Origin of the sequence: Sphingobium cupriresistens (genome assembly GCF_004152865.1) — a bacterium.
GTDB lineage: Bacteria > Pseudomonadota > Alphaproteobacteria > Sphingomonadales > Sphingomonadaceae > Sphingobium > Sphingobium cupriresistens.
Genome location: NZ_SEOO01000033.1, coordinates 1 through 23,262 on the forward strand (window position 1 = coordinate 1; position 23,262 = coordinate 23,262).

Sequence of the window (23,262 nt, forward strand, 5' to 3'; positions counted from 1 at the left end):
TGGAAACAATCGGCGCGGTGAGCCATAACCCCATTGTCAGCCTGCCAGCTCTGGCTGCCTGACCCGAACCCGATCCCGATCCTGCCGTGGATTGACGGTTCCTACACCACCTCCTGGGACACGACCATTCATGCATGGGCAAAGAGCGCAGAAAGCTGTTGAATGCGGGGTACACACCGGCATGGATTTTCTCCAGTCGGCTGTCGCTAATGCCTTCGGCGCGCAGGATTTCCTTCTTGCCCTCGAAGGTCAGCCTGTCGAGTTCGGGACGCCTCAACGCCACGATAATCTGGATGGCTTCTCGAAAGGAGCGGGCGCGAGGCTCATTGGCGTGTGAGAGAAGCCATTCCACTCGCCGGTCGAATAGATTGCGATCAAGGGTGTCCAGCAAGGTTCGTGATGTGACCAGCGCGGACGCGACCCGCCCTGCGAGTTTGACGCGCAATTCACTCATCGGGATGGGGCGGTGCGGCGTGCAATGCCAAAGAGCCTGATCCCGGCTGAGAACGAACAGCGCGCCATGATCCGCGACGAATGCGCGAAGCGCCTTTGGAACCAAAGGCTTGAGCGTTCCATCAGGTAGCATTTCCGCGCACGAAATATCTCCGCTCGCGATCAGGTTCCGAAATTCGGCGAGCGCCCGTAGGTCACGTTGAAGTGCCTCGTTCGGTTCCGCGACAATGTCCTCGATTTCCAGTTCGTCACGAACCTTGGTGCGGAAATGGGCCAATATGAACACGGTGCCCGCGCCCAGAAGCAGCGGAACGCCAATGCCGGTCTTGATTGGATCGGGCGCAAGGATGAGGACAATCGCGACCAGAACCGCCAACGCCGCAGCCAGTCGCACGAAGTCGAGCCACAAGCGCCGCTTGCGCCCGCGTTTCGCTGCCGATGCCATAGCGTCGATTACGTCAGCCGGAATGATGGCTTGTAGGGACGTTCCGGTTGGTTGCCTCAGAAACGCAATGAAGCCGTCCCGAATTTTGACGAACTCGGCGGGGCGAAGAGGCAACTGCTCCTGCATCCGGCGCTAAGGCTTAAGGGCATTGGTGGGCGTCTTCAATTCCGAACAGCCATCACATCGCGTTCAAATCCGATGCGTCCTGTTGGATTGCCAAAAAAAAACATTCTGATCTGCACCACCAGTGCACCACCAGACGAAATTTGGCCCCTCAAAAGGGGAGGGTTTTTCGGCTAAGTCATTGATTTTTTGGTCGGGACGAGAGGATTCGAACCTCCGACCCCCACACCCCCAGTGTGATGCGCTACCAGGCTGCGCTACGTCCCGACCGGAGGGCGCCCAATAGTAGCACAAATGGGAAGTTGCAAGCGCTCAATCGCATCTCTTTGCGCCGACCGCCGCAATCCCTAATCATATTGCCTCTGCGCCCCCATCTGTGTTAGCCGCCCGCCCTTGATCCGTGGACGCCGAGAGGGCGTGCGCGACCGACAGACAATGAGGCAGTCCCACCCATGTTCATTACCCCAGCCTTTGCCCAGACCGCGGGCGGGCAAGCCTCCGGCGCCGGAATCCTGGTGCAGATGGCGCCGCTGGTCCTGATCTTCGTCGTCTTCTATTTCCTGCTGATCCGTCCGCAACAAAAGAAGATGAAGGCGCATAAGGCGAAGATCGACGCCGTGAAGAAGGGCGATCAGGTCATCACCGGCGGCGGCCTGGTCGGCAAGGTGGCGCGCGTGGACGAAATTTACGCCGACATCGAACTGGCGCCGGGCCTGAAGGTCAAGGCGGTCAAGGCGACCCTGACCGAGGTGATCGATCCGACCGCCGCCAAGCCCGCGAACGACTGAGCGCCTTCATGCTGAACTTCTCGCGCTGGGCGGTCTTCGCGATCATCCTGCCTCTGGCGATCGGCGTGTTGTGCGCCGTGCCCAGTTTCCTGCCCGACAGCGTCGTGACGAAACTGCCCGGCTTCATGCAGACGCGCGTCAATCTGGGCCTCGACCTGTCGGGCGGCAGCCATCTGCTGCTGGAAGCGTCGACGCAGGATGTGGCCAAGCAGCGCCTCACCAACATGGAAGAGCAGGTCCGCACCGAATTGCGCCGGGGCGATCCCAGGATCGCGATCGGTGATATTTCGAGCCGCGACGGGAAGCTGAGCTTCATGGTGCGTGACCCGTCGCAGGTCGATGCCGCCGTCGAGCGCATCCGCCCGCTGACGCAGGGCGCGGGCCTGACCGGGCAGCGCGATTTCAATGTCGAGGTGGTCAACAGCTCCACCATCGTCATCACGCCGACTGAGGCGGGCATCAAGAATGCGGTCAAGAGCGCGATGGAGGTTTCGACCGAAGTCATCCGCCGCCGCATCGACGAAATGGGCACGCGCGAACCGACGATCCAGCAGCAGGGCGACAATCGCATCGTCGTGCAGGTGCCGGGCCTGCAAGATCCCAAGGCATTGAAGGCGCTGCTGGGCCAGACCGCCAAGCTGGAATTCAAGCTGGTCGACACGACCGCCAACCCATCCGAAGTGGCGCAGGGGCGTGCGCCGGTGGGCAGCGAAGTGCTGCCCTATGTCAACAACCCGTCGGGCGTGCCGTTCATCGCGGTCAAGCGCCAGGTGATGGTGTCGGGCGAGGATCTGACCGACGCGACGCAGGGTTATGACCAGAGCAACCAGGCGATCGTCAACATCCGTTTCAACAGTTCGGGTGGCCGCAAGTTCGGGCAGGTGACGTCGCAGAATGTCAACCGCCCCTTCGCCATCATCCTGGACGGCAAGGTGCTGTCGGCGCCGAACATCAACGAACCGATCCTGGGCGGCAGCGCGCAGGTCAGCGGCAGCTTCACCGTGGAAAGCGCCAACCAGCTGGCCATCGCTCTGCGATCGGGCAAGCTGCCGGTGAACTTCGTGGTGGTGGAAGAGCGCACCGTGGGGCCGGGGCTGGGCGCGGATTCGATCCGGGCGGGCCTGATCGCATCGGTGGTCGCGGTGGTCGCGGTCGCGGTCTTCATGTTCGTAAGCTATGGCCGCTTCGGCATGTATGCGAACCTGGCCGTCGCGATCAACGTGCTGGTCATCCTGGGCGTCATGGGCATATTGGGCGCGACGCTGACGTTGCCCGGCATCGCCGGTTTCGTGCTGACCATCGGCACGGCGGTCGACGCCAACGTGCTGATCTACGAACGCATCCGCGAAGAGCGGCGACGGGGGCGCAATGTCGTGGCGGCGATCGAACATGGTTACAAGGAAGCGAGCCGCACGATCTTCGAGGCGAATGTGACCCACGCCATCGCCGGCGGCATCATGCTCGCGCTGGGGTCGGGGCCAGTCAAGGGCTTCGCCATCGTGCTGCTGATCGGCATCGCGACCAGCGTGTTCACCGCCGTCACCTTCACCCGCATGGTCGTCGCGAACTGGGTGCGCCGCACCCGTCCGACCGACATTCACATTTAAGAGGGGCGGGAGGACACACCCATGAAACTTCTCAAGCTCGTCCCCGACAACACCAATATCGGCTTCGTTGCGATCCGCAAATGGGCCTTCGCCCTGACCGCGCTGCTGACCGTGCTGGCCGTGGGCGCGACCGCGCACAAGGGCCTCAATCTGGGCGTCGACTTCGTCGGCGGCCTGATGATCGAGGCGAAATTCCCGCAGGCGGTGGATACCGACAAGGTGCGCTCCACCATCGGCCGTCTGGGCGTGGGCGAAAGCTCGCTCCAGCAGTTCGGCGACGCCAATACCGTGCAGATTCGCCTGCCATTGCCCGATCAGGGCGGGGCCGGCGCGGCCAATGCTGTGGTGGAAAAGACCCGCCAGGCGATGGTCGCGCAATTCCCCGGCGTCACCTTCTCCCGCTACGACACGGTGTCGGGCAAGGTGTCGGGCGAGCTGATCCAGAATGGCGTGCTGGCGGTCGTGCTGGCGATCCTGGGCATCGCGGTGTTCAGCTGGTTCCGCTACGAATGGCAGTTCGGCGTCTCGACCTTCGTCGCGATCGTGCATGACGTGCTGATGACGCTGGGCTTCTTTGCGATCACCCAGCTCGAATTCGACCTCAACATCATCGCCGCGGTGCTGACGATCGTGGGCTATTCGATCAACGACAAGATGGTGATCGACGACCGTATCCGCGAAAATATGCGCAAATATCGCAAGATGGACATGAAGGCGCTGATCGATCTGTCGGTCAACGAGACCCTTCCCCGGACCGTGATGACGTCCGTCACCATCCTGCTGGCGCTGGGCGCGCTGCTGCTGCTGGGCGGCCATGTGCTGCGCGGCTTCACCGCCGCCATGATGCTGGGCATTATCGTTGGCACCTATTCGTCGGTCTATGTGTCGTCTTCGCTGCTGATTTCGCTGGGTCTGACCCCGCAGACATCGGATAAGAAGGCGGCCAAGAAGGGCGACTATGCCGGCACCGCCGAGCGGGTCGGGCCGCGCGACGATGGGGCCAAGCCCTGAGCGACGCCGGGATCAAGGTTCGCCGGGACGATGACGGTCAGGGACCGATCGTCACCGGCTTTCAGGGCCGGGGCTTTCGGGTGCGCGATGACGTGTTTCCCGACGGCCTGCTGCTCAGTCCGGTGCGGGCAATGGCCTGGGCCGATGCGCCGGATGTCGAGGCGCTGACGGTGAAGGCGCTGGGCGACTTGTTCGATGCCGATCCGAAGCCTGAATTCCTGCTGCTGGGCACCGGCGCCGGATTGCGGCAGCCGCCGCGCGCCTTCGTCCGCGCGGTCGAGGCGTTGGGGATCGGCGTGGAGGCGATGGACAGCCGCGCCGCGGCCCGCGCCTGGGGCGTGCTGCGCGCCGAGGAGCGGCAGATCGTGGCGGCGTTGCTGCCTTTGTAATGGATGGTTTCGTGTTCCCGCCTGCGCGGAAACACACACGCTTTGCTAGAAGCCTTGCCGTCCCGTCGCCGCTCCGCCAAGCTGCGCACCTCTTCCATCCAAGGGGCTTTTCCATGGCATTTCGTCGTCCCGCCGCCGCGCTGATCGCGGCGCTTCTCGTCACCACCAGCGCCCACGCCGCGACCCCCGATGCGCAGGCGCGCGGGGGCGAGGCCGCTTTCCGGGGTCTGTACAAGGAACTGGTCGAAACCGATTCGAGCTGGCCCGACGGCAGTTGCACGCTGGCGGCCGAACGGATGGGCGCGCGGTTGAAGGCGGCGGGCTATGGGACAAGCGACGTAGCGATCATCGTCGATCCGGCGCATCCCAAGGAAGGCAATCTGACCGCCATCCTGCGCGGCAGCGACGCCAAGCTGCCCGCCATCCTGCTGCTCGCCCATATCGACGTGGTCGCGGCCAAGCGCAGCGACTGGGAGCGCGATCCGTTCAGCCTGATCGAAGAAGGCGGCTATTTCTACGGGCGTGGCACGTCCGACGACAAGGCGATGGCGGCGGCCTTCACCGACCAGATGGTCCGTTACAAGACCGAGGGCTACACGCCAAAGCGGACGATCAAGCTGGCGCTGACCTGCGGCGAGGAGACGGAGAAGGCGCTGAATGGCGTCGAATATCTGCTCAAGACCAAGCCCGATGCGATGTCGGCCGGATGGGCGCTGAACGAGGGCGGCGGCGGGTCGCTGGACGAGAGCGGCAAGCCGGTGAGCCAGGGCGTGCAGGCGGGCGAGAAAGTCTATCAGGACTTCACCTTGACCGCGACCGCGCCGGGCGGCCATAGTTCGCGCCAGACCCCGCATGTCAATGCGATCGGGTGGATGGCGGCGGCGCTGGCGCGGGTCAACGCCTATGATTTCCCAGTGAACCTGACCCCGGCGGCCAAAGCCTATTTCGGCGCGTCGGCGTCGCTCTATCCCGCCAAGGTGTCGAGCGCGATGGCGGCGATCGGCGCGGGCAAGGCAAGCGCGGCCGACTATGCGACGGTGTCGGCCGAGAGCGCGAGCTGGAACGCGACGCTGCGCACAACCTGCATCCCGACGCTGATTTCCGGCGGCCATGCGCCCAATGCCCAGCCGCAATCGGTGACCGCCAACGTCAATTGCAGGATCATTCCGGGCGAGGCGGTGGACGCCGTGTTGGCGCGGTTGAGCGAGGTGGCGGCCGATTCGAAGGTCAAGGTGACGCTGGCCGATCCGCCGCAGCCCAAATCCTCCGCGCCCGAACTAACGCCGCAGATCATGGGGCCGATTGAAGCGCTGACCAAGGAGATGTGGCCGGGCGTGCCGGTGATCCCGCGCCTCGCCACCGGGGCGACCGACGGGCGTTTCACCAATGCGGCGGGCATCCCCACCTATGGCGTGTCGGGCATGTTCGCCGACCCGGACGGGCAGGGGGTCCATGGCCTGAACGAACGCATCCGCGTCAAGTCGATTCTGGACGGGCGGGCATTCCTGTACCGGCTGGTGAAGCTGTATACGCAGTGAGGTGCGAAAAGCCATCTACGCTCGAAGCGGACGGACGTTCATGATCCTGTCCCACCGCCACCCCAACGAAAAAGGGCCGCCCCATCGGGCGGCCCTTTCCTTTCGGCTGGGAGCCGGAAATCAGAAGCGGAATTTCACCGCGGCGCGATAGCTCTGATATTTCACGTCGCTGCGCCACAAGGTCGTGTCGGCCGACAGGCTGAGATCGACATTGCCCGTGGTGATCGTCAGGCCGCCGCCCACCTCACCCCAATTGCGGTCCGAACCGCCGAGCGCGAAGGGCGCCAGGCTGCCGGTGCCGCCGACCAGATTGGCCAGGAAGAAGGCCGGCTGGTCGTTGAATTCATGGACGAAGTTGGCGGTGACATAGGGTTTGAAGCCGCCGGTGTTGGCCTTCACCGTGGCGCCCAGGCGGCCCTGGGCGCTGCGGATGGCGTGACGTTTGATCACCAGCGCGGCGTCGCCGCCATATTCGGCCAGGTTGCCCGAGCTGATGTAAGCGCCACGGATCGAGGCGCGCGGCACGATGCTGAAGGCGTCGCCGCCCAGCGCCTTGCTGAGCCCCAGTTCGCCCGACAGCGCCAGTTCCTGGTCGCTGCCATAAAGGGTGTAGGGGGTGACGCCGACGGCGAAGGAACGGCGCGAGCGGGTGGTGAGGGTGCCGGCGCTGCCGACGCCGTCCAGCTTGACGCCGCCCAGGTCGAAGGCGCCATAGACGGTGCCCTGATAGAGCCGCGCGCGCGCCGTGTCATTGGCGCCCGTATCGCCCTTCAGCTCGCTGAACGAGGCGGCCAGGCCGATCACGCCATTGTCGCCAAACGCCTTTTCGACGCCCGCCGCCGCATACCAGCCATCGAACTGGTCACGGCCGAGCGGGATGGCGGTGCGCATCGGCGCGCTCTTGCCGTCGAGATAGCCGCCCGCCAGGAAGGCGCTCATATCGTCGGGCAATACGCCTTCGCGGGTCGTCGTGTCGCCGCCGCCGCCTTGGTCCATGCCCAGGTCGATATTGTTGAGGCTGGCGGAGGCGAGCTGGATCGGCTGGCCGGTCATGGTCAGCGTGCCGCCGAGCGAACCGGCGTCCAGCCTGGTCAGGCGGTCGCGATAGAAGCGCGCCATATTGTCGTTGAGCACTTCGGCCATCGACGTCTTGAGCGTTTCGGTGCGCGGCGCCATCGCCTCGAACGTCGCCTGCACGCCGGCGACGCTCAGCAGGTCCGCTTCGCCGTAGAGGGCGGCGTAATTGGCGTAGAGCGACCGGTTCTGGTCGAGCAGCTGGGCGAAGCTGGTCTGGTTCTGCGCCGCCGGATTGACGACATCGGCATAGAGACCCGCGTCGATACGCACGCTGACGGAATTTTCGCCATAGATCAGCACCGGCTTGAGCACCGCGGACAACTGCGCCGGGGCGGTGAAGGTGCCGTCGATGCCGCCTTCCGCCGTTACGAACGTATATTGGTTGCCGAAACGGATCTTGGTGCCGGCAGCCTGGCCGAAGGCGACCTGGCCGCCCAGCGCCGCGATGCCGTCGATCGGATCGCCGACCGCGAGGAGCGACACGTCGCCATCGGCCTGCGCCGCGGTGATCGCAGCGGCGCTGCGCTGTTCCTCCGTGCTGCCGCCGCCATCGCCGCCGCCGGTGTCGGGATTTTCGCCTTCGCCTTCGCCACCATCATCCGTGACGAACTCGGTCGCCTTGACCGCCAGCACGTCCGACACGCCATTGGCGCCCAGGTCGATCTGGAGTGTGCTGCCCGACGTCAGCAGCGCATTGCCCTCGACCGTCAGCGTGCCGATGGTGCCGATGCCACCGGGAGCGACGGTGCCCAGGATGTTGGTGAAGAAGGGCGTGCGCAGCGTGCCGCTGCCCGACAACAGGCCGGTCAGCAGGAAATAGTCGCCGGGCGTTTCGATCGTGCCGTTGATATTCACCACCCCGGACAGGTGGGAAATGTCCATCAGGCTGGTCAGCGAGCCGTCCGCCGTGACGTCCAGCGCCGCGCCGGTGCCGGCGATGGTGAAGCGATCGACGGTGACGTCCGTGTCGAGCGTGGTCTTGCCCGCCGCGCTGAGCGTCACGTCATAATAGCGGCCGATAATCCCCTGCGACGCCAATGGGTCGATATTGTTGGGGACGAAATCGGATGCGCCGGGCAGGCCGTTGGCCAGCGTCGGGCTGGGCAGGGCGTCACCGTCGCCTTCGGCCTGGGCCTGGTGCGCCGCGCCGCCTAGCGGGGTTGCGGTCGTGCCATTGGCGCTATGTTCGATCAGATCGACCCGGCCCTTGTTATCGGCAAGGGTGACGGCGCCGGCAGGCGTGGCCGCGGCGCTACCGCTGTCGGCGACAGGCTGCCCGTTGACGATCAGCGTGCCGGTGCCGACATCATAGCAGACATCGTCCGGGCTGTAGCAGAGCTGGCCGAATTTCGAGGCGCTATCTTCGCCAAAGGCGCCTGCACCCGGCGTCGTGGGCACGCCGTTGGCCAGATTGCCGTTGCTGTCGATGATTCGGTAATTGGGATCGAGGGCGGTGATCCAGTGGGAGGCGTCGCTCCACTTGCCGTCGCCCGCCTTGGCGGTGGCGTAGCGGTAGGGGTTGTTTTCCGCGACCCAATCCCAGAACAGATAGAGCGGCTGATAGAAGGACGAGCCGCCATAGGAGCTGAAAGGCTGTTCGAAGAAGTAGCGGCTGCCACCCGACAGCACGCCCAGCACGACCTTCTCATCGAACGTCTGGTCGAGGATCAGCGGGCCGCCGGAATCTCCGCCTGCGCTGAGGCCTTCGTTCGGCAGCGCGTCGTCCTTGAAAATATTGAAGTCGAACGGATTTTCGCCAGTCGGATCGTCAAAATCGGCCTGATACAGATTCTGCGTATAGCCGCTGCCGCCGCCGTAGAGGAAGGTGTCGATGTCATCCAGCGAGCCCAGCAGGCCCAGGAAATTCTCGGCCGTCTTGCGACGGAAATCGATGCCATAGGTGGACCCGGTCGTGCCGCTGCCGCTGCGGCCATAGCCCGTGATCGTGACATGATAGCCGGTGCCGCTCGTCTCGCTGATCGACGACGGGGCGGGCAGGGCGGAAAACAGCATCGCCCAGGTGGGGACGTCGGACGCGGGCGTGTCCAGCGTCGCCATCGCGACGTCGCCATAGAGGAAGCTGAGCGCCGGGGGATCGAGCGAATCCGGGTGATAGGCGATATTGTTGACATTATAGACGCTGAGCGCCGTGTTGGTCTGGAACCCGTTGCTGAGCCAGTCGATCAGGCCCGGCCGGGCGTCGTTCTGGAACGCGAAGGCAACGGGCACGCCGCCATTGACGGTGCTGTAGTCGGCCGACGTCTGGTCGTTGACGCAGTGGGCGGCGAAGATGACGGTGCGCGGGTTGATCAGCGTGCCGGTGCAGACGAAGCCGTCGGCGCGATACATGATGCCCACGCCGTTGACATCGCTGCCGTCGATGATGTCGGTAGGGCTTTTGTCGTCGGTCGGTACGACCGCCTGCGCCATCGGCGCTACGGCGAGGGCGGCGATGGCCGCGGACGCCAGCAAGGCAGGACGACCGACGCGCGCCAACAGGCCCGCGCCATTCTTGCGAATGTGCATGATATAAACTCCCCAAAGACCGAGCGGGAAGCTAATCCACTGTATTGACCAAGACAATCGGCCAATTATGAAAACTTATGTCATGTATCCAAAACGTCACAGCATGTCTGTTTTGTCCTAAAGGATGATGGCGTCGACAGGCGGTCTTGTTCTTTGTTCATCCGAAACGAACCTTCCTTTTTAGGGCTGTGCAGGGCGTATCGCTAATCCTGATCAAGTCTTGCATCAGCGGCCATACCGGCCGCGCCTTGCGCAACGCCCCATATCTGCTTAAGCATGAGGGCAAGTTCCGGTCGCCCTTTGGCGGCTGGCGATTATAGAAGCGAGTTACGGCATGGTGCAGCAGAGCCGCCCATCGCCGCAGAGTTCCGGCCCGACCGGCCGTTATGCGGGCAAGCGCGCCCGCCCCGGTCCGGGCGATGGGAGCAAGGCTGCGGCCATTCCGCCCCCGTCGACGCAACGGGGTTTTCCGCTCCATGGCGGACGTGAGCGGCGGTCCTATGCCGCCATCGACCTGGGCACCAATAATTGTCGCCTGTTGATCGCCAAGCCGTCCGCCGACGGCTTCATCGTTATCGACGCCTTTTCGCGCATCGTCCGGCTGGGCGAGGGGCTGGCCGCGACCGGCCGGATCAGCGATGCGGCGATCGACCGGGCGATCGCGGCGCTGTCCGTCTGCGCCGACAAGCTGCGCCGCCGCCATGTGACGTTGGCGCGATCGGTCGCGACCGAAGCCTGTCGCCGGGCGGCGAACGGGGCGGAGTTCATCCAGCGCGTCTATCGCGAAACCGGCATCGCGCTCGACATCATCAGCGCGCAGGAAGAAGCGCGGCTGGCGGTGCTGGGGTGCCATGCGTTGCTGGAGCCGGGCGAGGGACCAGCGCTGATCTTCGACATCGGGGGCGGATCGACCGAGTTGGTGCTGGTCGATGCCCATGGCGATGGCGCGCCGCATATCGTCGATTGGGTGAGCGCGCCCTGGGGCGTGGTGTCGCTGACCGAGAGCGAGGCGTTCGAGCATGATGATCCGGCGCAGCGGCGTGCGGCCTATGACCGGATGCGTGCGCGGGTGAGCGAGGCCTTTTCGCCGCTGGCCCGGCGGCTGCCGCAGGGGGCGGAGGATATTCGCCTGCTCGGCACGTCGGGCACGGTGACGACGCTGGCCAGCCTGCACCTCAACCTGCCGCGTTACGACCGGCAGGCGATCGACGGGCTGATCGTGCCGTGCGAATCGATGCGCGCCATTTCGGAGCGGCTGTCGACCATGGCGCTGGCGGAGCGGCAGAAGCTGCCCTGCATCGGCACCGAGCGCGCCGACCTGGTGGTGGCGGGCTGCGCCATATTGGAATCGATCCTCGACATATGGCCCGCCGCGCGACTGGGCGTGGCCGACCGGGGGATTCGCGAAGGCATATTGCGCGGGTTGATGGACCGCGACGGGAGAGTGATGTGAGGGGCGCTGGCGCAGGCAGGGTGCGGGTCAAAACCGCCAAGGGGCGTACCGCCCAATCGGTGCGCTGGCTGGAGCGGCATCTGAACGATCCCTATGTCAAAAAGGCCAAGGCGGAAGGGTGGCGCAGCCGCGCCGCGTTCAAGCTGATCGAACTGGACGAGAAATTCCATTTCGTGAAGGGATCGAAGGCGGTCGTAGATTTGGGCGTTGCGCCGGGCGGCTGGGCGCAGGTGGTGCGCAAGCTGGCGCCGAAAGCTGCGGTGGTGGGCATCGACCTGTTGCCGGTCGATCCGATTGCGGGCGTGACGCTGTTCGAAATGGATTTCATGGACGACAAGGCGCCGCAGATGCTGTGTGATGCGCTGGGCGATGCGCCGGACCTGGTGATTTCCGACATGGCGGCCAATACGGTCGGCCATGCCGCGACCGACCATCTGCGCACCATGGGGCTGGTGGAAGCTGCGGCCTGGTTCGCGGTGGAAAATCTGCGCAAGGGCGGGACGTTCGTCGCCAAGGTGTTTGCGGGCGGGACCGATGGCGAGTTGCTGGTGCTGCTGAAGAAGAATTTCACGACGATCAAGCATGCCAAGCCGCCGGCCAGCCGCAAGGGCAGCGTCGAATGGTATGTGGTGGCGCAGGGGTTCAAGGGGCGATCCGACGAGCCTGTGCGGGATCGGACCGGGGAGCCGGTAGAGGAATAGTGCGGCAATAGACTGGCGGGGCAGCGGGAAAAGGCGGGGGCATTTGGTCGCAACGGTATCGACGGTCGCCTATCTGGGGTTGGAGGCGCGCGCCGTGGAGGTGCAGTGCCAGCTAGTGCCGGGCCTGCCCAATTTCATCCTGGTCGGCCTGCCCGACAAGGCGGTGGCCGAAAGCCGCGAGCGGGTGCGCAACGCCATCGCCGCGATCGGGCTGTCATTGCCGCCCAAGCGGATCACGGTGAACCTGTCGCCCGCCGATCTGCCCAAGGAGGGATCGCATTTCGACCTGCCGATCGCGCTGGCTTTGCTGGGCGCGATGGGGGTGATCGATGCCGAAACGCTGGCGGGCTATGTCGTGGTCGGCGAGCTGGGGCTGGACGGGCGCACCGCGCCGTCGCCCGGCGTGCTGCTGGCGGCGCTCCATGCGGGCAGCCAGGAGATGGGGCTGGTCTGCCCGGTCGCGCAGGGGGCCGAGGCCGCCTGGGCGGGCGAGGTGGAGGTGGTCGCCGCGCCGGATTTGCTGGGTTTGCTCAATCATTTCAAGGGAACGTCGGCGCTGTCGGCGCCGCAGCCGGGCGTCGTGGATGCGCCGGTGCGGGGCGCGGACCTGAAACAGGTCAAGGGGCAGGAGGTCGCCAAGCGCGCGCTGGAGATCGCGGCGGCGGGCGGCCATAATCTGCTGATGGTCGGGCCGCCGGGCGCGGGTAAATCGCTGATGGCGAGTTGCCTGCCGGGCATATTGCCCGACATGACGCCGGCCGAGGCGCTGGAAAGTTCGATGGTGGCGAGCGTCGCCGGCACGCTGGAGGGCGGGCGGATCAGCCGGGCGCGGCCGTTCCGCAATCCGCATCACAGTGCGTCGATGGCGGCCTTGGTCGGCGGGGGCCTCAAGGCGCGGCCGGGCGAGGTCAGCATGGCGCATCTGGGCGTGCTGTTCCTGGACGAATTGCCGGAGTTCCAACGGACCGTGCTCGATTCGCTGCGCCAGCCGCTGGAGACGGGCGAGGTCACGGTGGCGCGGGCCAATGCGCATGTGACTTTCCCCGCGCGGGTGCAGTTGATTGCGGCGATGAACCCGTGCCGCTGCGGGCATCTGGGCGATCCGGCGCTGGCCTGCTCGCGCGCGCCGCGCTGCGCGGCGGATTATCAGGCCAAGGTGTCGGGGCCGTTATTGGATCGCATCGACCTGCATGTCGAGGTGCAGGCGGTGACGGCCGCCGATCTGGTGCTGCCGCCGCCCGCCGAAGGATCGGCCGAAGTGGCGGCGCGGGTCGCGGCGGCGCGGCGCGTGCAGACCGCGCGCTATGCCGGGACCAAGGTGCGGACCAATGCCGAGGTGGATGGCGAGCGGCTGGAGGACGTCGCCGGGCCGGACGAGCCGGGGCGGCAATTGCTGGCGCAGGCGGCTGCGGCGATGAAGCTGTCGGCGCGGGGCTATACCCGCGTGCTGCGTGTGGCGCGCACGATCGCCGATCTGGCCGGGTCCGAGCAGGTTGGGCGGGTGCATGTGGCGGAGGCGCTGAGCTATCGGCGCAGGGTGCCGGTGAATTGAGGATGTGCTTGTGGCCGCAATCGACCGGAAGCGGACCTTGGCCGACCCTTGCAATCCGTTCGCCCTGAGCGAAGTCGAAGGGCCACACTGAGCATCGGCGAAGTGCCTTCACTGCGTTCAGGCGAGGACTTCGACTTCGCTCAGCCCGAACGGAAGGAGGGTGACCCTCTTGTTATCACCGTGGGCCTTACCCCGCGCTGTCGTTGGCGATCAGCTTCAATTCTGTGGCGGGGGTGTCGCTGTCCCTGGGGCGGAAGCGGCCTTCGATGCGGCTGCCCGGTTCGATCGTGATCCGTTCATAGACGACGTCGCCGGTGATGCGGGCGCTGCTTTCGACCACCAGTTCGCCGGCGGCGATCGACCCATCGACCAGGCCCGCGAGGCGCGCGCTCTGCGCCGTCACATGGCCGGTGATGCGGCTGTCCGGCCCCTGCACCAGGGCGGCGCAGCTTATGTCGCCCTCGATGGTGCCATCGACATGCAGGTCGACCGACGCGGCGAGATTGCCGGTGATCGTCACGTCGCTGCCGATCAGCGAGAAGGGCGTGTGCTTAGCTCCGGTCGCGGACATCGGCGAAACGGGCCGTGGCGATTTGCTGGACTTGGAGAACATCTTTGCGGGCCTCCAGAAAAGGGCGGGGATTGACGGCCTGGCCGTTCAGGCGGACTTCGAAATGGAGATGGGTGCCGGTCGATCGGCCGGTCGATCCCATGCGGCCGACCGTGTCGCCGCGCGCGACCTTTTGCCCCACATGGGCAGCGAAGCCGGAGAGGTGGGCGTAGCGGGTCATGATGCCATTGCCATGTTCGACCTCGACCACATTGCCATAGCCATGACGCTGGCCGACATAGCTGACCTTCCCATCGGCAGCGGCGGTGATCGGCTGGCCGTAGCGGCCGGGGAAGTCGAGGCCGGCATGGAAGGCGGCATGGCCGTTGAAGGGATCGCGGCGGTAGCCATAGGAACTGGTCAGCATCGGCGCGGCGGTGGGCTGACCCGACGGGATGGTGAGCAGGCTGCGTTCCAGAAACTCCATCCGCGACATGGCGTCGGCGAGGGTTTCCAGTTCGTTCGTCAGCGCGCCTTTGTCGCCTTTCCACGGAACGAAGGGGCCACCTTGGGCGCGGGCGGCGCTGCGCGCGAGATGGTCGGGGTTGAGGCCGAAGCTGCGGATCGCGGCGGCGGCCTTGTCCGCGCGGCGTTCGACCGCGGCGGTCAGCAGGGTGGCGAATTGCCGCTGGCGCGCTTCCAGCCGGACCAGCGGGGCGGCTTCGGGCGCCAGGCTGATCTTGGCGGTCAGCGCGTCGGATTTATCGGCTTTGGTCGGGGCGGCCATGTCGCTGCCGGGCGCCTTGTCGTCCTGGTCGCCGAAATGCGTCTTGTAGAGATCGTCCATGAAGTCCTGACGGGCTTCCAGATCCTGCGCCAGATCCTGAACCGACTTGCGATAGCCTTCGACCTTGGTGGCGGCGGTGGCGACCGAGCGGCCCTGTTGCGCCAGCGCGGCGCGTTCCTGCGCGATCGATGCGCTGCCGGCCAGCATCGACAGGGTCATGCCGCCCCAGCCGAGCAGCGCGACGGACGCCACGCCGATCGCGGCCAGCTGCGCGCGGCGGGAAATGCGGACGAACTTCACCTGGCCGCCGGACCGGAGAAAAATCTCCCGCTCAGGGCACAGGGCGAGCAGCCGTTCCCGGAGGGGAGCGATCCCCTTCTTCTTGTGATGCAACAATGCGACCCCGACTCTTTTTAGTGAGGGGGCCGGTAGCAAAGCTCCGCCTTTTCCGCGAATCCGTCGTTGCGGAGTCGTGACGAGTCGAGCGCTGAATGCGGCGAAATGATCGATCGGACCTTTTGTTCCCTATGCCGAACGATCTTTTGCAGATTATTTCAGCTTCGATGGGACTGATCCTGCTGGCCGAGCATGGCTTCCACATCTGCGGCGGGGATGGCGGCGCTGAAATGAAAGCCCTGGGCCATGTGACAGCCGCCCGCGCGCAGATAATCCAGTTGCTGCCGGTTCTCGACCCCCTCCGCCACGGTGCGGATGCCCAGGCTGTAGGCCAGGTTCAGCACGGTGCGGACGATGGCGGCGTCGTCCGGGTCGGTTTCGAGGTCGCGAACGAAGCGCTGGTCGATCTTGATGACATCGATCGGGAATTGCTTGAGGTGCGAGAGGGACGCATAGCCGGTGCCGAAATCATCGAGCGCGATGGCGACGCCCGCTTCGCTCAAGCGCTGGAGCAGGCGGCCGACCCGGTCGGCATTGCGCCCCAGAAACACCGATTCGGTCACTTCCAGTTCGATGATCGACGGCGGCAGGTCGGCGTCCGTCAGACGGCGGAGCAGGCGGTCGGCGAAATCATCGTCATTGAGGTCGGCGCCCGACACGTTGAAGGCGACATGGCCGAAGGGCAGGCCAGCGTCGCGCCAGCGGCGGCAGTCGGCCAGGATGCCGTCGATCATCTGCGCGGTGATGGCGGGGCCAAGTTCGGGATGTTCGAAGGCGGCGGCGATGTCGCCGGGCATGATGGTCGCGCCCGTCGCGGTGGGGCAGCGGAACAGCGCCTCGAACCCGACCGGCGCGCCGGTGGCGAGGTCGATCTTGGGCTGATACCAGGGGCAGGGGCGTTCCTGCGCCAGCAGGTGGCGCGCCCGGTCGAGCATGGTCGCTTCCCGCTCCCAATTGACGAGCAGCGCCGGTTCGAACAGGGTGGCGCGGCCGCGGCCGCTATTCTTGGCATGATAGAGGGCGATGTCGGCATGTTTGATCAAGGCGGTGACATCGCCGCCATGGTCGGGGAACAGCGCCACGCCAATGCTGACCCGCGCCTCGATCGGCCGACCGCGAAAGCTGAGCGGGGGATGGAGATGTTCGGTGATGCGCGCCAATATGGGCGCCAGCGCGTCGACGTCGGGCAGGCGCGTCAGCAGCACCGCAAATTCGTCGCCGCCCATGCGCGCGACCAGGTCGCCCGGCCGCAGCGCCGCGCGCAGGCGATCGGCCACGGCGCAGAGCAGCGCGTCGCCCGCATCATGGCCGGCGGTATCGTTGACCCGCTTGAATTCATCCAGATCGATCAGCAAAATCGCCGATTGGGCCGAATCCACCAGTCGGCTGGCCGGGCCGCTCGTCGCCTGGGTCACGGCAGCCATGAAATGGGCGCGGTTGGCAAGGCCAGTCAGTGCGTCGGTCATGGCCAGCCGCTCGAGATGTTGTTCGGCTTCCTTGCGTTCGGTGATGTCCACGACGCTGGTCACGATGCAGGGCGTGTCGTCGACGACGATCGGGCGCGAGGACAGCAATGTGTCGCGAATCTGTCCGTCCGCCCGGCGCAGGCGGCATTCGAAATTGTCGACGCGCTCTTCCCGCTGCAACATCCCGAACAGCAGGTTGCGGATCGGCAGGTCGACATAGGTCTGCTCCACATGCGCAAGCGGGATGACGCTGCCGGCGGCAAAGGCGTCCTGCGCGGCCTGGTTCAGGCGCAGGATGCTGCCGTCGCGCCGGGTGACGAGCAGGGGGATGGGCACGGCCATGAACATCCGCTCCAGCGCGTCGAGGCTGTTGGCCAGCGCCGCCTGCGCCACCTGCGCCAGTCGGCCGGCGGTCCATTCCTGCCGTTGCAGCCGGTTGTGCCGGGTGATGGCCATCCACATGCCGCAATGCAGGATCAGCATCGCCAGGATCATGCCGATCGCTGTCTGACTATGCGGCGCAGGGGCAAGATAGCCGGTCAGCATCGCGACCGCGCAGGCGAGGCCGCCGCCGGCATTGCCGCGGAAGCTGGTGGGCACGACGAGGTAGAAGACGAGCGGCAGCATGACCAGCACGAAGAGGGCAATGTCGCTGCGCGAACTGACGAGCAGCGCTACGCCGATGGCGGTGATCCCCTGCCACAGGAAGCAGAGTCGCTCCAGCGCGGAGAAGCTGCGGGTGTAGCGCCACAGAGCGAGGCACAGCAGCGATCCGGCGACCACGGCGAGGCGGGCGGGAATGGCGACCCAGAAATGGGGGGTGCCGGCAAAGCGCCAGTCGCTGATCAGGAAGATGGCGTTCAGCAGCGCCGACAGGGCGAACAAGGTTCTGGCATGGCGGCGGGTTTCGGGGAGTCGTTCGGCCTGGAACGCCGATTCCCGGTCGGGATCGCGAAACTCGCCGGTTAAAGGGGATAATATCGTCACGTCGCGTCCAGGCTCAGCGGGTTGTCATCATAGGACTGTTAAGGTTATCAATTTACTAAGTGCCTGAAAAAGCGTGTACCTGAAAAGCGCCGATCGCCGCCGACGCTGCTCGCTTGACCGGCCGGACGTCGATGGCTATAGGCGCGGCTGCCCAGCGGCCTTGCCGTGCGAAGACTCGTCTCCTCGCGTCATATCAACTGGGCGACACTAGAGCTGAACATTGCCGGGTGCTCTTGCGGCTCCAGGGGGCTTATGCCCACCGGGGCCTTTGCCGTTTGGACGAATCATTCCTCCAGGCGGTGCGAGACGCGGGGATGCCCAGGTAAAGTAACTGAAAAAGGTGAAGGGCTTCATGCCAACAATCAATCAGCTGGTCCGCAAGGGCCGCGAGCTGCAGAAGACCAAGAGCAAGGTCCCTGCAATGGATGCAAACCCGCAAAAGCGCGGCGTTTGCACCCGCGTCTATACGACGACCCCGAAGAAGCCGAACTCGGCGCTTCGCAAGGTGGCCAAGGTTCGCCTGGTCAACCAGCGCGAAGTCATCACCTATATTCCGGGTGAAGGCCATAACCTGCAGGAGCACAGCGTCGTGCTGATCCGCGGCGGCCGTGTGCGAGATCTTCCGGGCGTGCGCTATCACGTTCTTCGCGGCGTTCTGGATACCCAGGGCGTCAAGGATCGCAAGCAGAGCCGTTCGAAGTACGGCGCGAAGCGTCCGAAGTAAGGGGAGAACAATAATATGTCACGTCGTCGTCGCCCCGAAAAGCGCATCATCCTGCCCGATCCCAAATATGGCGATCAGGTTCTGTCCAAGTTCATGAACTCCATCATGCAGGACGGCAAGAAAGCCGTTGCTGAATCGATCGTTTATGGCGCCCTCGAAACCGTCGAGGCCCGCGCCAAGAAGGATCCGATCGGCATGTTCCATGACGCGCTGAACAACATCAAGCCCGGCATCGAGGTCCGCAGCCGCCGCGTCGGCGGCGCCACTTATCAGGTGCCTGTCGAAGTCCGCCCGGAGCGGTCGCAGGCCCTGGCCATCCGCTGGCTGATCACCGCTGCGCGCAATCGCAGCGAGACCACCATGGCCGCTCGCCTGTCGGGCGAGTTGATGGATGCCGCCAACAACCGCGGCAATGCGGTCAAGAAGCGCGAAGACACGCACCGCATGGCGGAAGCGAACCGCGCCTTCTCGCACTATCGCTGGTAAAAATGATCAACGGAACAGGCGCCTTGCGGTGTCTGTCCCGTTTTTCGCTCTAAAAATCCATCCGTTCGTCGTGGGCCTACCCATGGCGGACGGATTGGTTTAGGGGCACGCCCAGATCTAACGAATCCCCAACCGCCGGCGCGCCGGCAACGGAGAAGCATCATGGCCCGCAGCCATCCGCTCGAGAAATATCGCAACTTCGGTATCATGGCGCATATCGACGCCGGCAAGACCACCACGACCGAGCGCATCCTTTACTATACCGGCAAGTCCTACAAGATCGGCGAAGTCCATGACGGCGCCGCGACCATGGACTGGATGGAGCAGGAGCAGGAGCGTGGCATCACCATCACGTCGGCTGCGACGACCTGCATCTGGAACGACCACCGCCTGAACATCATCGATACCCCTGGCCACGTCGATTTCACCATCGAAGTCGAGCGTTCGCTGCGCGTGCTGGACGGCGCGGTCGCCGCGTTCGACGGCGTCGCCGGCGTTGAGCCGCAGTCGGAAACCGTGTGGCGCCAGGCGGACAAGTATAAGGTTCCGCGGATGTGCTTCATCAACAAGCTCGACCGCACCGGCGCCAATTTCTATTATTGCGTGCAGACGATCATCGATCGCCTGGGCGCAACCCCGGCCGTTCTCTATCTCCCCATCGGCGCGGAGAGCGAGTTCAAGGGCCTGGTCGATCTGGTCGAGGACCGCGCCATCATCTGGAAGGATGAGAATCTGGGCGCCGAATTCTCCTATGAAGAGATTCCGGCCGACCTCGCCGACAAGGCCGCCGAATATCGCGAAAAGCTGATCGAACTCGCCGTCGAACAGGACGACGAGGCGATGGAAGCCTATCTCGAAGGCAATCTGCCCGACACCGCGACGCTGAAGGCGCTGATCCGCAAGGGCACGCTGAACCAGTCGTTCGTGCCGGTGCTGTGCGGCTCGGCGTTCAAGAACAAGGGCGTTCAGCCCCTGCTCGACGCGGTCGTGGACTATCTGCCTTCGCCGCTGGACATCGAAGACGTGCAGGGCATCAATCCCGACACCGACGAGCCGGATAGCCGCGCGACGGCGGACGACGCGCCTTTCTCCGGCCTGGCGTTCAAGATCATGAACGATCCGTTCGTAGGCTCGCTGACCTTCCTGCGCGTCTATTCGGGCACCCTGACCAAGGGCACCTATCTGAACTCGGTCAAGGACAAGAAGGAAAAGATCGGTCGTATGCTGTTGATGCATGCGAACAGCCGTGAAGACATTGATGCGGCCTATGCCGGCGATATCGTCGCGCTGGCCGGCATGAAGGAAACCACGACCGGGGACACGCTGTGCGCCGAGCGCAAGCCGATCATCCTGGAGCGAATGGAATTCCCTGAGCCGGTCATCGAACTGTCGGTCGAACCCAAGACCAAGGCCGACCAGGAAAAGATGGGCGTCGCGCTCAACCGCCTGGCCGCCGAAGATCCGTCCTTCCGCGTGTCGACCGACCACGAATCGGGTCAGACCATCATCAAGGGCATGGGCGAGCTTCACCTCGAAATCCTGGTCGACCGCATGAAGCGCGAGTTCAAGGTCGAGGCGAACGTCGGTGCGCCGCAGGTGGCCTATCGCGAATATCTCAAGAAGGCCGTCGACGTCGATTATACCCACAAGAAGCAGTCGGGCGGCACCGGCCAGTTCGGCCGCATCAAGGTGAAGGTCACGCCGGGCGAGCGCGGTGCGGGCATCATCTTCAAGGATGAGATCAAGGGCGGTAATATTCCCAAGGAATATATCCCGGCGATCGAAAAGGGTATGCGCGAAACCGCAGCGACCGGTTCGCTGATCGGCTTCCCGATCATCGATTTTGAGATCAACCTGTATGACGGCGCCTATCATGACGTCGATTCGTCGGCGCTGGCGTTCGAAATCACCGGTCGCGCCGCGATGCGCGAAGTCGCGCAGAAATCGGGCATCACGCTGCTCGAACCGGTCATGAAGGTCGAAGTCGTCACCCCGGAAGAATATCTGGGCGACGTCATCGGTGACATGAACAGCCGTCGCGGTCAGATCCAGGGCACCGATACGCGCGGCAACGCGCAGATCGTGGAAGCGATGGTGCCGCTGGCCAACATGTTCGGCTATGTGAATTCGCTACGTTCGTTCACCCAAGGGCGTGCGAACTATTCGATGACCTTCTCGCATTATGACGAAGTGCCGCAGAATGTGGCGGATGAAGTCAAGGCGAAGATGGCCTGATGACTTTCCCATGCCGAGCCGTGCGAACGGCTCGGTTAGGGGCTGGTAATCTGTAAATTTGCTGCTATGGACGCGCCTTCGCGAGGCGCGGCCGAGCGGTCAGACCCAAGCTGATTTTGATTAGAAGGTAGGATAAAATGGCTAAGGCTAAGTTTGAGCGGAACAAGCCGCACTGCAACATCGGCACCATCGGTCACGTCGACCATGGCAAGACCTCGCTGACCGCAGCGATCACGAAGGTTCTGGCCGAAACCGGCGGCGCGACCTTCACCTCGTACGACAATATCGACAAGGCGCCCGAAGAGCGCGAGCGCGGCATCACCATTTCGACCGCCCACGTCGAATATGAGACTGAAGCCCGCCACTATGCGCATGTCGATTGCCCTGGTCACGCTGACTATGTGAAGAACATGATCACCGGCGCCGCCCAGATGGATGGCGCGATCCTGGTCGTGTCGGCCACCGACGGCCCGATGCCCCAGACCCGTGAGCACATCCTGCTCGCCCGTCAGGTCGGCGTTCCCCAGTTGGTCGTGTTCATGAACAAGGTCGATCTGGTCGACGACGCCGAAATTCTTGAGCTGGTCGAGCTGGAAATCCGCGAACTGCTCAGCAGCTACGATTTCGACGGCGACAACATCCCCGTCATCCCCGGTTCGGCCGTCGCCGCGCTGCAGGATAAGACCCCGGAAATCGGCCATGACGCCGTTCTGGCTCTGATGGCTGCCGTCGATAGCTGGATTCCGCAGCCTGAGCGTCCGGTCGACAAGCCGTTCCTGATGCCGATCGAAGACGTGTTCTCGATTTCCGGTCGCGGCACCGTCGTCACCGGCCGCGTCGAAACCGGCATCATCAAGGTTGGTGAAGAAGTCGAGATCGTCGGCCTCAAGGACACCACCAAGACGACCGTGACCGGCGTGGAAATGTTCCGCAAGCTGCTCGACGAAGGTCGTGCTGGCGACAATATCGGCGCCCTGGTGCGTGGCACGAAGCGTGAAGACGTGGAGCGTGGTCAGGTTCTGGCGAAGCCGGGCACCATCACCCCGCACACCGAGTTCGACGCCGAAGTGTACGTCCTGTCGAAGGAAGAAGGCGGCCGTCACACCCCGTTCTTCGCCAACTATCGCCCTCAGTTCTATTTCCGCACGACGGACGTGACCGGCGAAGTGATCCTTCCCGAAGGCACCGAGATGGTCATGCCTGGCGATAACGTGAAGCTCGGCGTCAAGCTGATCGCTCCGATCGCCATGGATGCCGGTCTGCGCTTCGCGATTCGCGAAGGCGGCCGCACCGTCGGCGCAGGGGTTGTCGGAACGATCTCGAAGTAATATAGGACCGCAGCGGCGCGAATCGCCTGATTCGCGCCGCTCGGAATTTTAACCGCCCCGGATCGCCTTTCTCCGGCTCGCAAGAGCTAGAAGGGTAATATACGGGGCGGATATTTTTTGGTTGGCGCATTTTCACAAATCATCGGCTGCTCCGGCTGATTTTTGAAAATGCTCTGAGTTTTTGGCTCTTTCGCATCGGTACAGGAACTATGGACAGCAACATCCGCATTCGTCTCAAGGCGTTCGATCATCGCGTGCTTGACCAGGCGACCGGCGACATCGCCGACACCGCCCGCCGCACCGGCGCCCTTATCCGCGGTCCGATTCCCCTTCCGACGCGCATCGAAAAGTTCACGGTCAATCGTGGCCCGCACATCGACAAGAAGTCGCGCGAGCAGTTCGAGGTCCGCACTTACAAGCGTATGCTTGACATTGTGCAGCCGACGCCGCAGACGGTCGACGCGCTGATGAAGCTGGACCTGGCTGCCGGCGTGAACGTCGAGATCAAGCTGGCCTAAGCCGGCAAGTCCCTGCTCTCCGTAAGGTGGGCAGGGTATCGGGTATTCCGGGAAACCGGAAGCTCAAACGACACAAGGGATACCGCACAGAGCTGGGCAACCAGAGGGTCTGTGGTTCTGGT

General features: G+C 64.4%; 18 protein-coding genes and 1 tRNA gene. 13 read left to right on the forward strand and 6 right to left on the reverse strand.

Annotation, left to right across the window (positions count from 1 at the left end; translation table 11 throughout):
- Positions 1-1,024, reverse strand: a 1,024-nt coding sequence (locus EWH12_RS16775; protein ID WP_129927287.1) for a hypothetical protein, incomplete at its 3' end; no start/stop codon positions are given.
- Between the two features lie 187 nt (positions 1,025-1,211).
- Positions 1,212-1,288: transfer RNA gene (locus EWH12_RS16780), tRNA-Pro, on the reverse strand.
- 185 nt (positions 1,289-1,473) lie between these two features.
- Here EWH12_RS16780 and yajC point away from each other — a divergent pair.
- The 5 genes from yajC to EWH12_RS16805 all read left to right on the forward strand — a co-directional run bounded on the left by yajC (position 1,474) and on the right by EWH12_RS16805 (position 6,354).
- Positions 1,474-1,809, forward strand: coding sequence for a preprotein translocase subunit YajC (gene yajC, locus EWH12_RS16785; RefSeq protein ID WP_066606525.1), 336 nt, complete (start codon positions 1,474-1,476; stop codon positions 1,807-1,809).
- An 8-nt stretch (positions 1,810-1,817) separates the two neighbouring features.
- Positions 1,818-3,416, forward strand: a complete 1,599-nt coding sequence (gene secD, locus EWH12_RS16790) for a protein translocase subunit SecD (RefSeq protein ID WP_066606523.1) — start codon at positions 1,818-1,820, stop codon at positions 3,414-3,416.
- Between the two features lie 21 nt (positions 3,417-3,437).
- Positions 3,438-4,427, forward strand: coding sequence for a protein translocase subunit SecF (secF, locus tag EWH12_RS16795; protein WP_066606520.1), 990 nt, complete (start codon positions 3,438-3,440; stop codon positions 4,425-4,427).
- Positions 4,428-4,474: 47 nt separating this feature from the next.
- Entirely contained in the window at positions 4,475-4,816 is a 342-nt protein-coding gene (locus EWH12_RS16800) for an Mth938-like domain-containing protein (protein ID WP_082679152.1), read from the forward strand.
- A 113-nt stretch (positions 4,817-4,929) separates the two neighbouring features.
- On the forward strand, positions 4,930-6,354 hold the full coding sequence (locus EWH12_RS16805; protein ID WP_129927288.1) for a M20/M25/M40 family metallo-hydrolase: 1,425 nt from the start codon (positions 4,930-4,932) through the stop codon (positions 6,352-6,354).
- Between the two features lie 120 nt (positions 6,355-6,474).
- On the opposite strand, the gene EWH12_RS16810 is transcribed toward EWH12_RS16805, so the two are convergent.
- Positions 6,475-9,957 carry an autotransporter domain-containing protein gene (locus EWH12_RS16810; protein ID WP_129927289.1) on the reverse strand — a complete coding sequence of 1,161 codons (3,483 nt, stop codon included), beginning with the start codon at positions 9,955-9,957 and terminating at the stop codon, positions 6,475-6,477.
- 334 nt (positions 9,958-10,291) lie between these two features.
- Between EWH12_RS16810 and EWH12_RS16815 the strand changes: the two genes are divergently transcribed.
- Genes EWH12_RS16815 through EWH12_RS16825 form a run of 3 tightly spaced genes read left to right on the forward strand, consistent with a single transcriptional unit; the run spans position 10,292 to position 13,663 of the window.
- On the forward strand, positions 10,292-11,410 hold the full coding sequence (locus EWH12_RS16815; RefSeq protein WP_066606507.1) for a Ppx/GppA phosphatase family protein: 1,119 nt from the start codon (positions 10,292-10,294) through the stop codon (positions 11,408-11,410).
- Positions 11,407-12,111, forward strand: coding sequence for an RlmE family RNA methyltransferase (locus EWH12_RS16820; protein ID WP_129927290.1), 705 nt, complete (start codon positions 11,407-11,409; stop codon positions 12,109-12,111). Before EWH12_RS16815 ends, EWH12_RS16820 begins: the two co-directional genes overlap by 4 nt.
- 43 nt (positions 12,112-12,154) lie before the next feature.
- Positions 12,155-13,663, forward strand: coding sequence for a YifB family Mg chelatase-like AAA ATPase (locus tag EWH12_RS16825; RefSeq protein WP_129927291.1), 1,509 nt, complete (start codon positions 12,155-12,157; stop codon positions 13,661-13,663).
- Positions 13,664-13,850: 187 nt separating this feature from the next.
- Here EWH12_RS16825 and EWH12_RS16830 read toward each other — a convergent pair whose 3' ends face one another.
- From EWH12_RS16830 to EWH12_RS16840, 3 genes are all read right to left on the reverse strand, one after another.
- Complete coding sequence (locus EWH12_RS16830; RefSeq protein WP_207212427.1) at positions 13,851-14,234, reverse strand: bactofilin family protein; 384 nt, start codon at positions 14,232-14,234, stop codon at positions 13,851-13,853.
- Entirely contained in the window at positions 14,215-15,396 is a 1,182-nt protein-coding gene (locus EWH12_RS16835) for a M23 family metallopeptidase (RefSeq protein ID WP_242496103.1), read from the reverse strand. Before EWH12_RS16835 ends, EWH12_RS16830 begins: the two co-directional genes overlap by 20 nt.
- Positions 15,397-15,554: 158 nt before the next feature.
- Complete coding sequence (locus EWH12_RS16840; RefSeq protein WP_129927293.1) at positions 15,555-17,849, reverse strand: putative bifunctional diguanylate cyclase/phosphodiesterase; 2,295 nt, start codon at positions 17,847-17,849, stop codon at positions 15,555-15,557.
- A gap of 352 nt (positions 17,850-18,201) precedes the next feature.
- Here EWH12_RS16840 and rpsL point away from each other — a divergent pair, with 352 nt between their 5' ends.
- From rpsL to rpsJ, 5 genes are all read left to right on the forward strand, one after another.
- Entirely contained in the window at positions 18,202-18,573 is a 372-nt protein-coding gene (gene rpsL, locus EWH12_RS16845) for a 30S ribosomal protein S12 (protein WP_004208728.1), read from the forward strand.
- Between the two features lie 15 nt (positions 18,574-18,588).
- Positions 18,589-19,059, forward strand: a complete 471-nt coding sequence (gene rpsG, locus EWH12_RS16850) for a 30S ribosomal protein S7 (protein ID WP_066606496.1) — start codon at positions 18,589-18,591, stop codon at positions 19,057-19,059.
- A 162-nt stretch (positions 19,060-19,221) separates the two neighbouring features.
- Positions 19,222-21,294, forward strand: a complete 2,073-nt coding sequence (gene fusA, locus EWH12_RS16855) for an elongation factor G (RefSeq protein ID WP_066606494.1) — start codon at positions 19,222-19,224, stop codon at positions 21,292-21,294.
- 137 nt (positions 21,295-21,431) lie between these two features.
- Positions 21,432-22,622 carry an elongation factor Tu gene (gene tuf / locus EWH12_RS16860; RefSeq protein WP_066606490.1) on the forward strand — a complete coding sequence of 397 codons (1,191 nt, stop codon included), beginning with the start codon at positions 21,432-21,434 and terminating at the stop codon, positions 22,620-22,622.
- Between the two features lie 209 nt (positions 22,623-22,831).
- Positions 22,832-23,140, forward strand: a complete 309-nt coding sequence (gene rpsJ, locus EWH12_RS16865) for a 30S ribosomal protein S10 (RefSeq protein WP_007686587.1) — start codon at positions 22,832-22,834, stop codon at positions 23,138-23,140.
- Positions 23,141-23,262 lie beyond the last annotated feature (122 nt).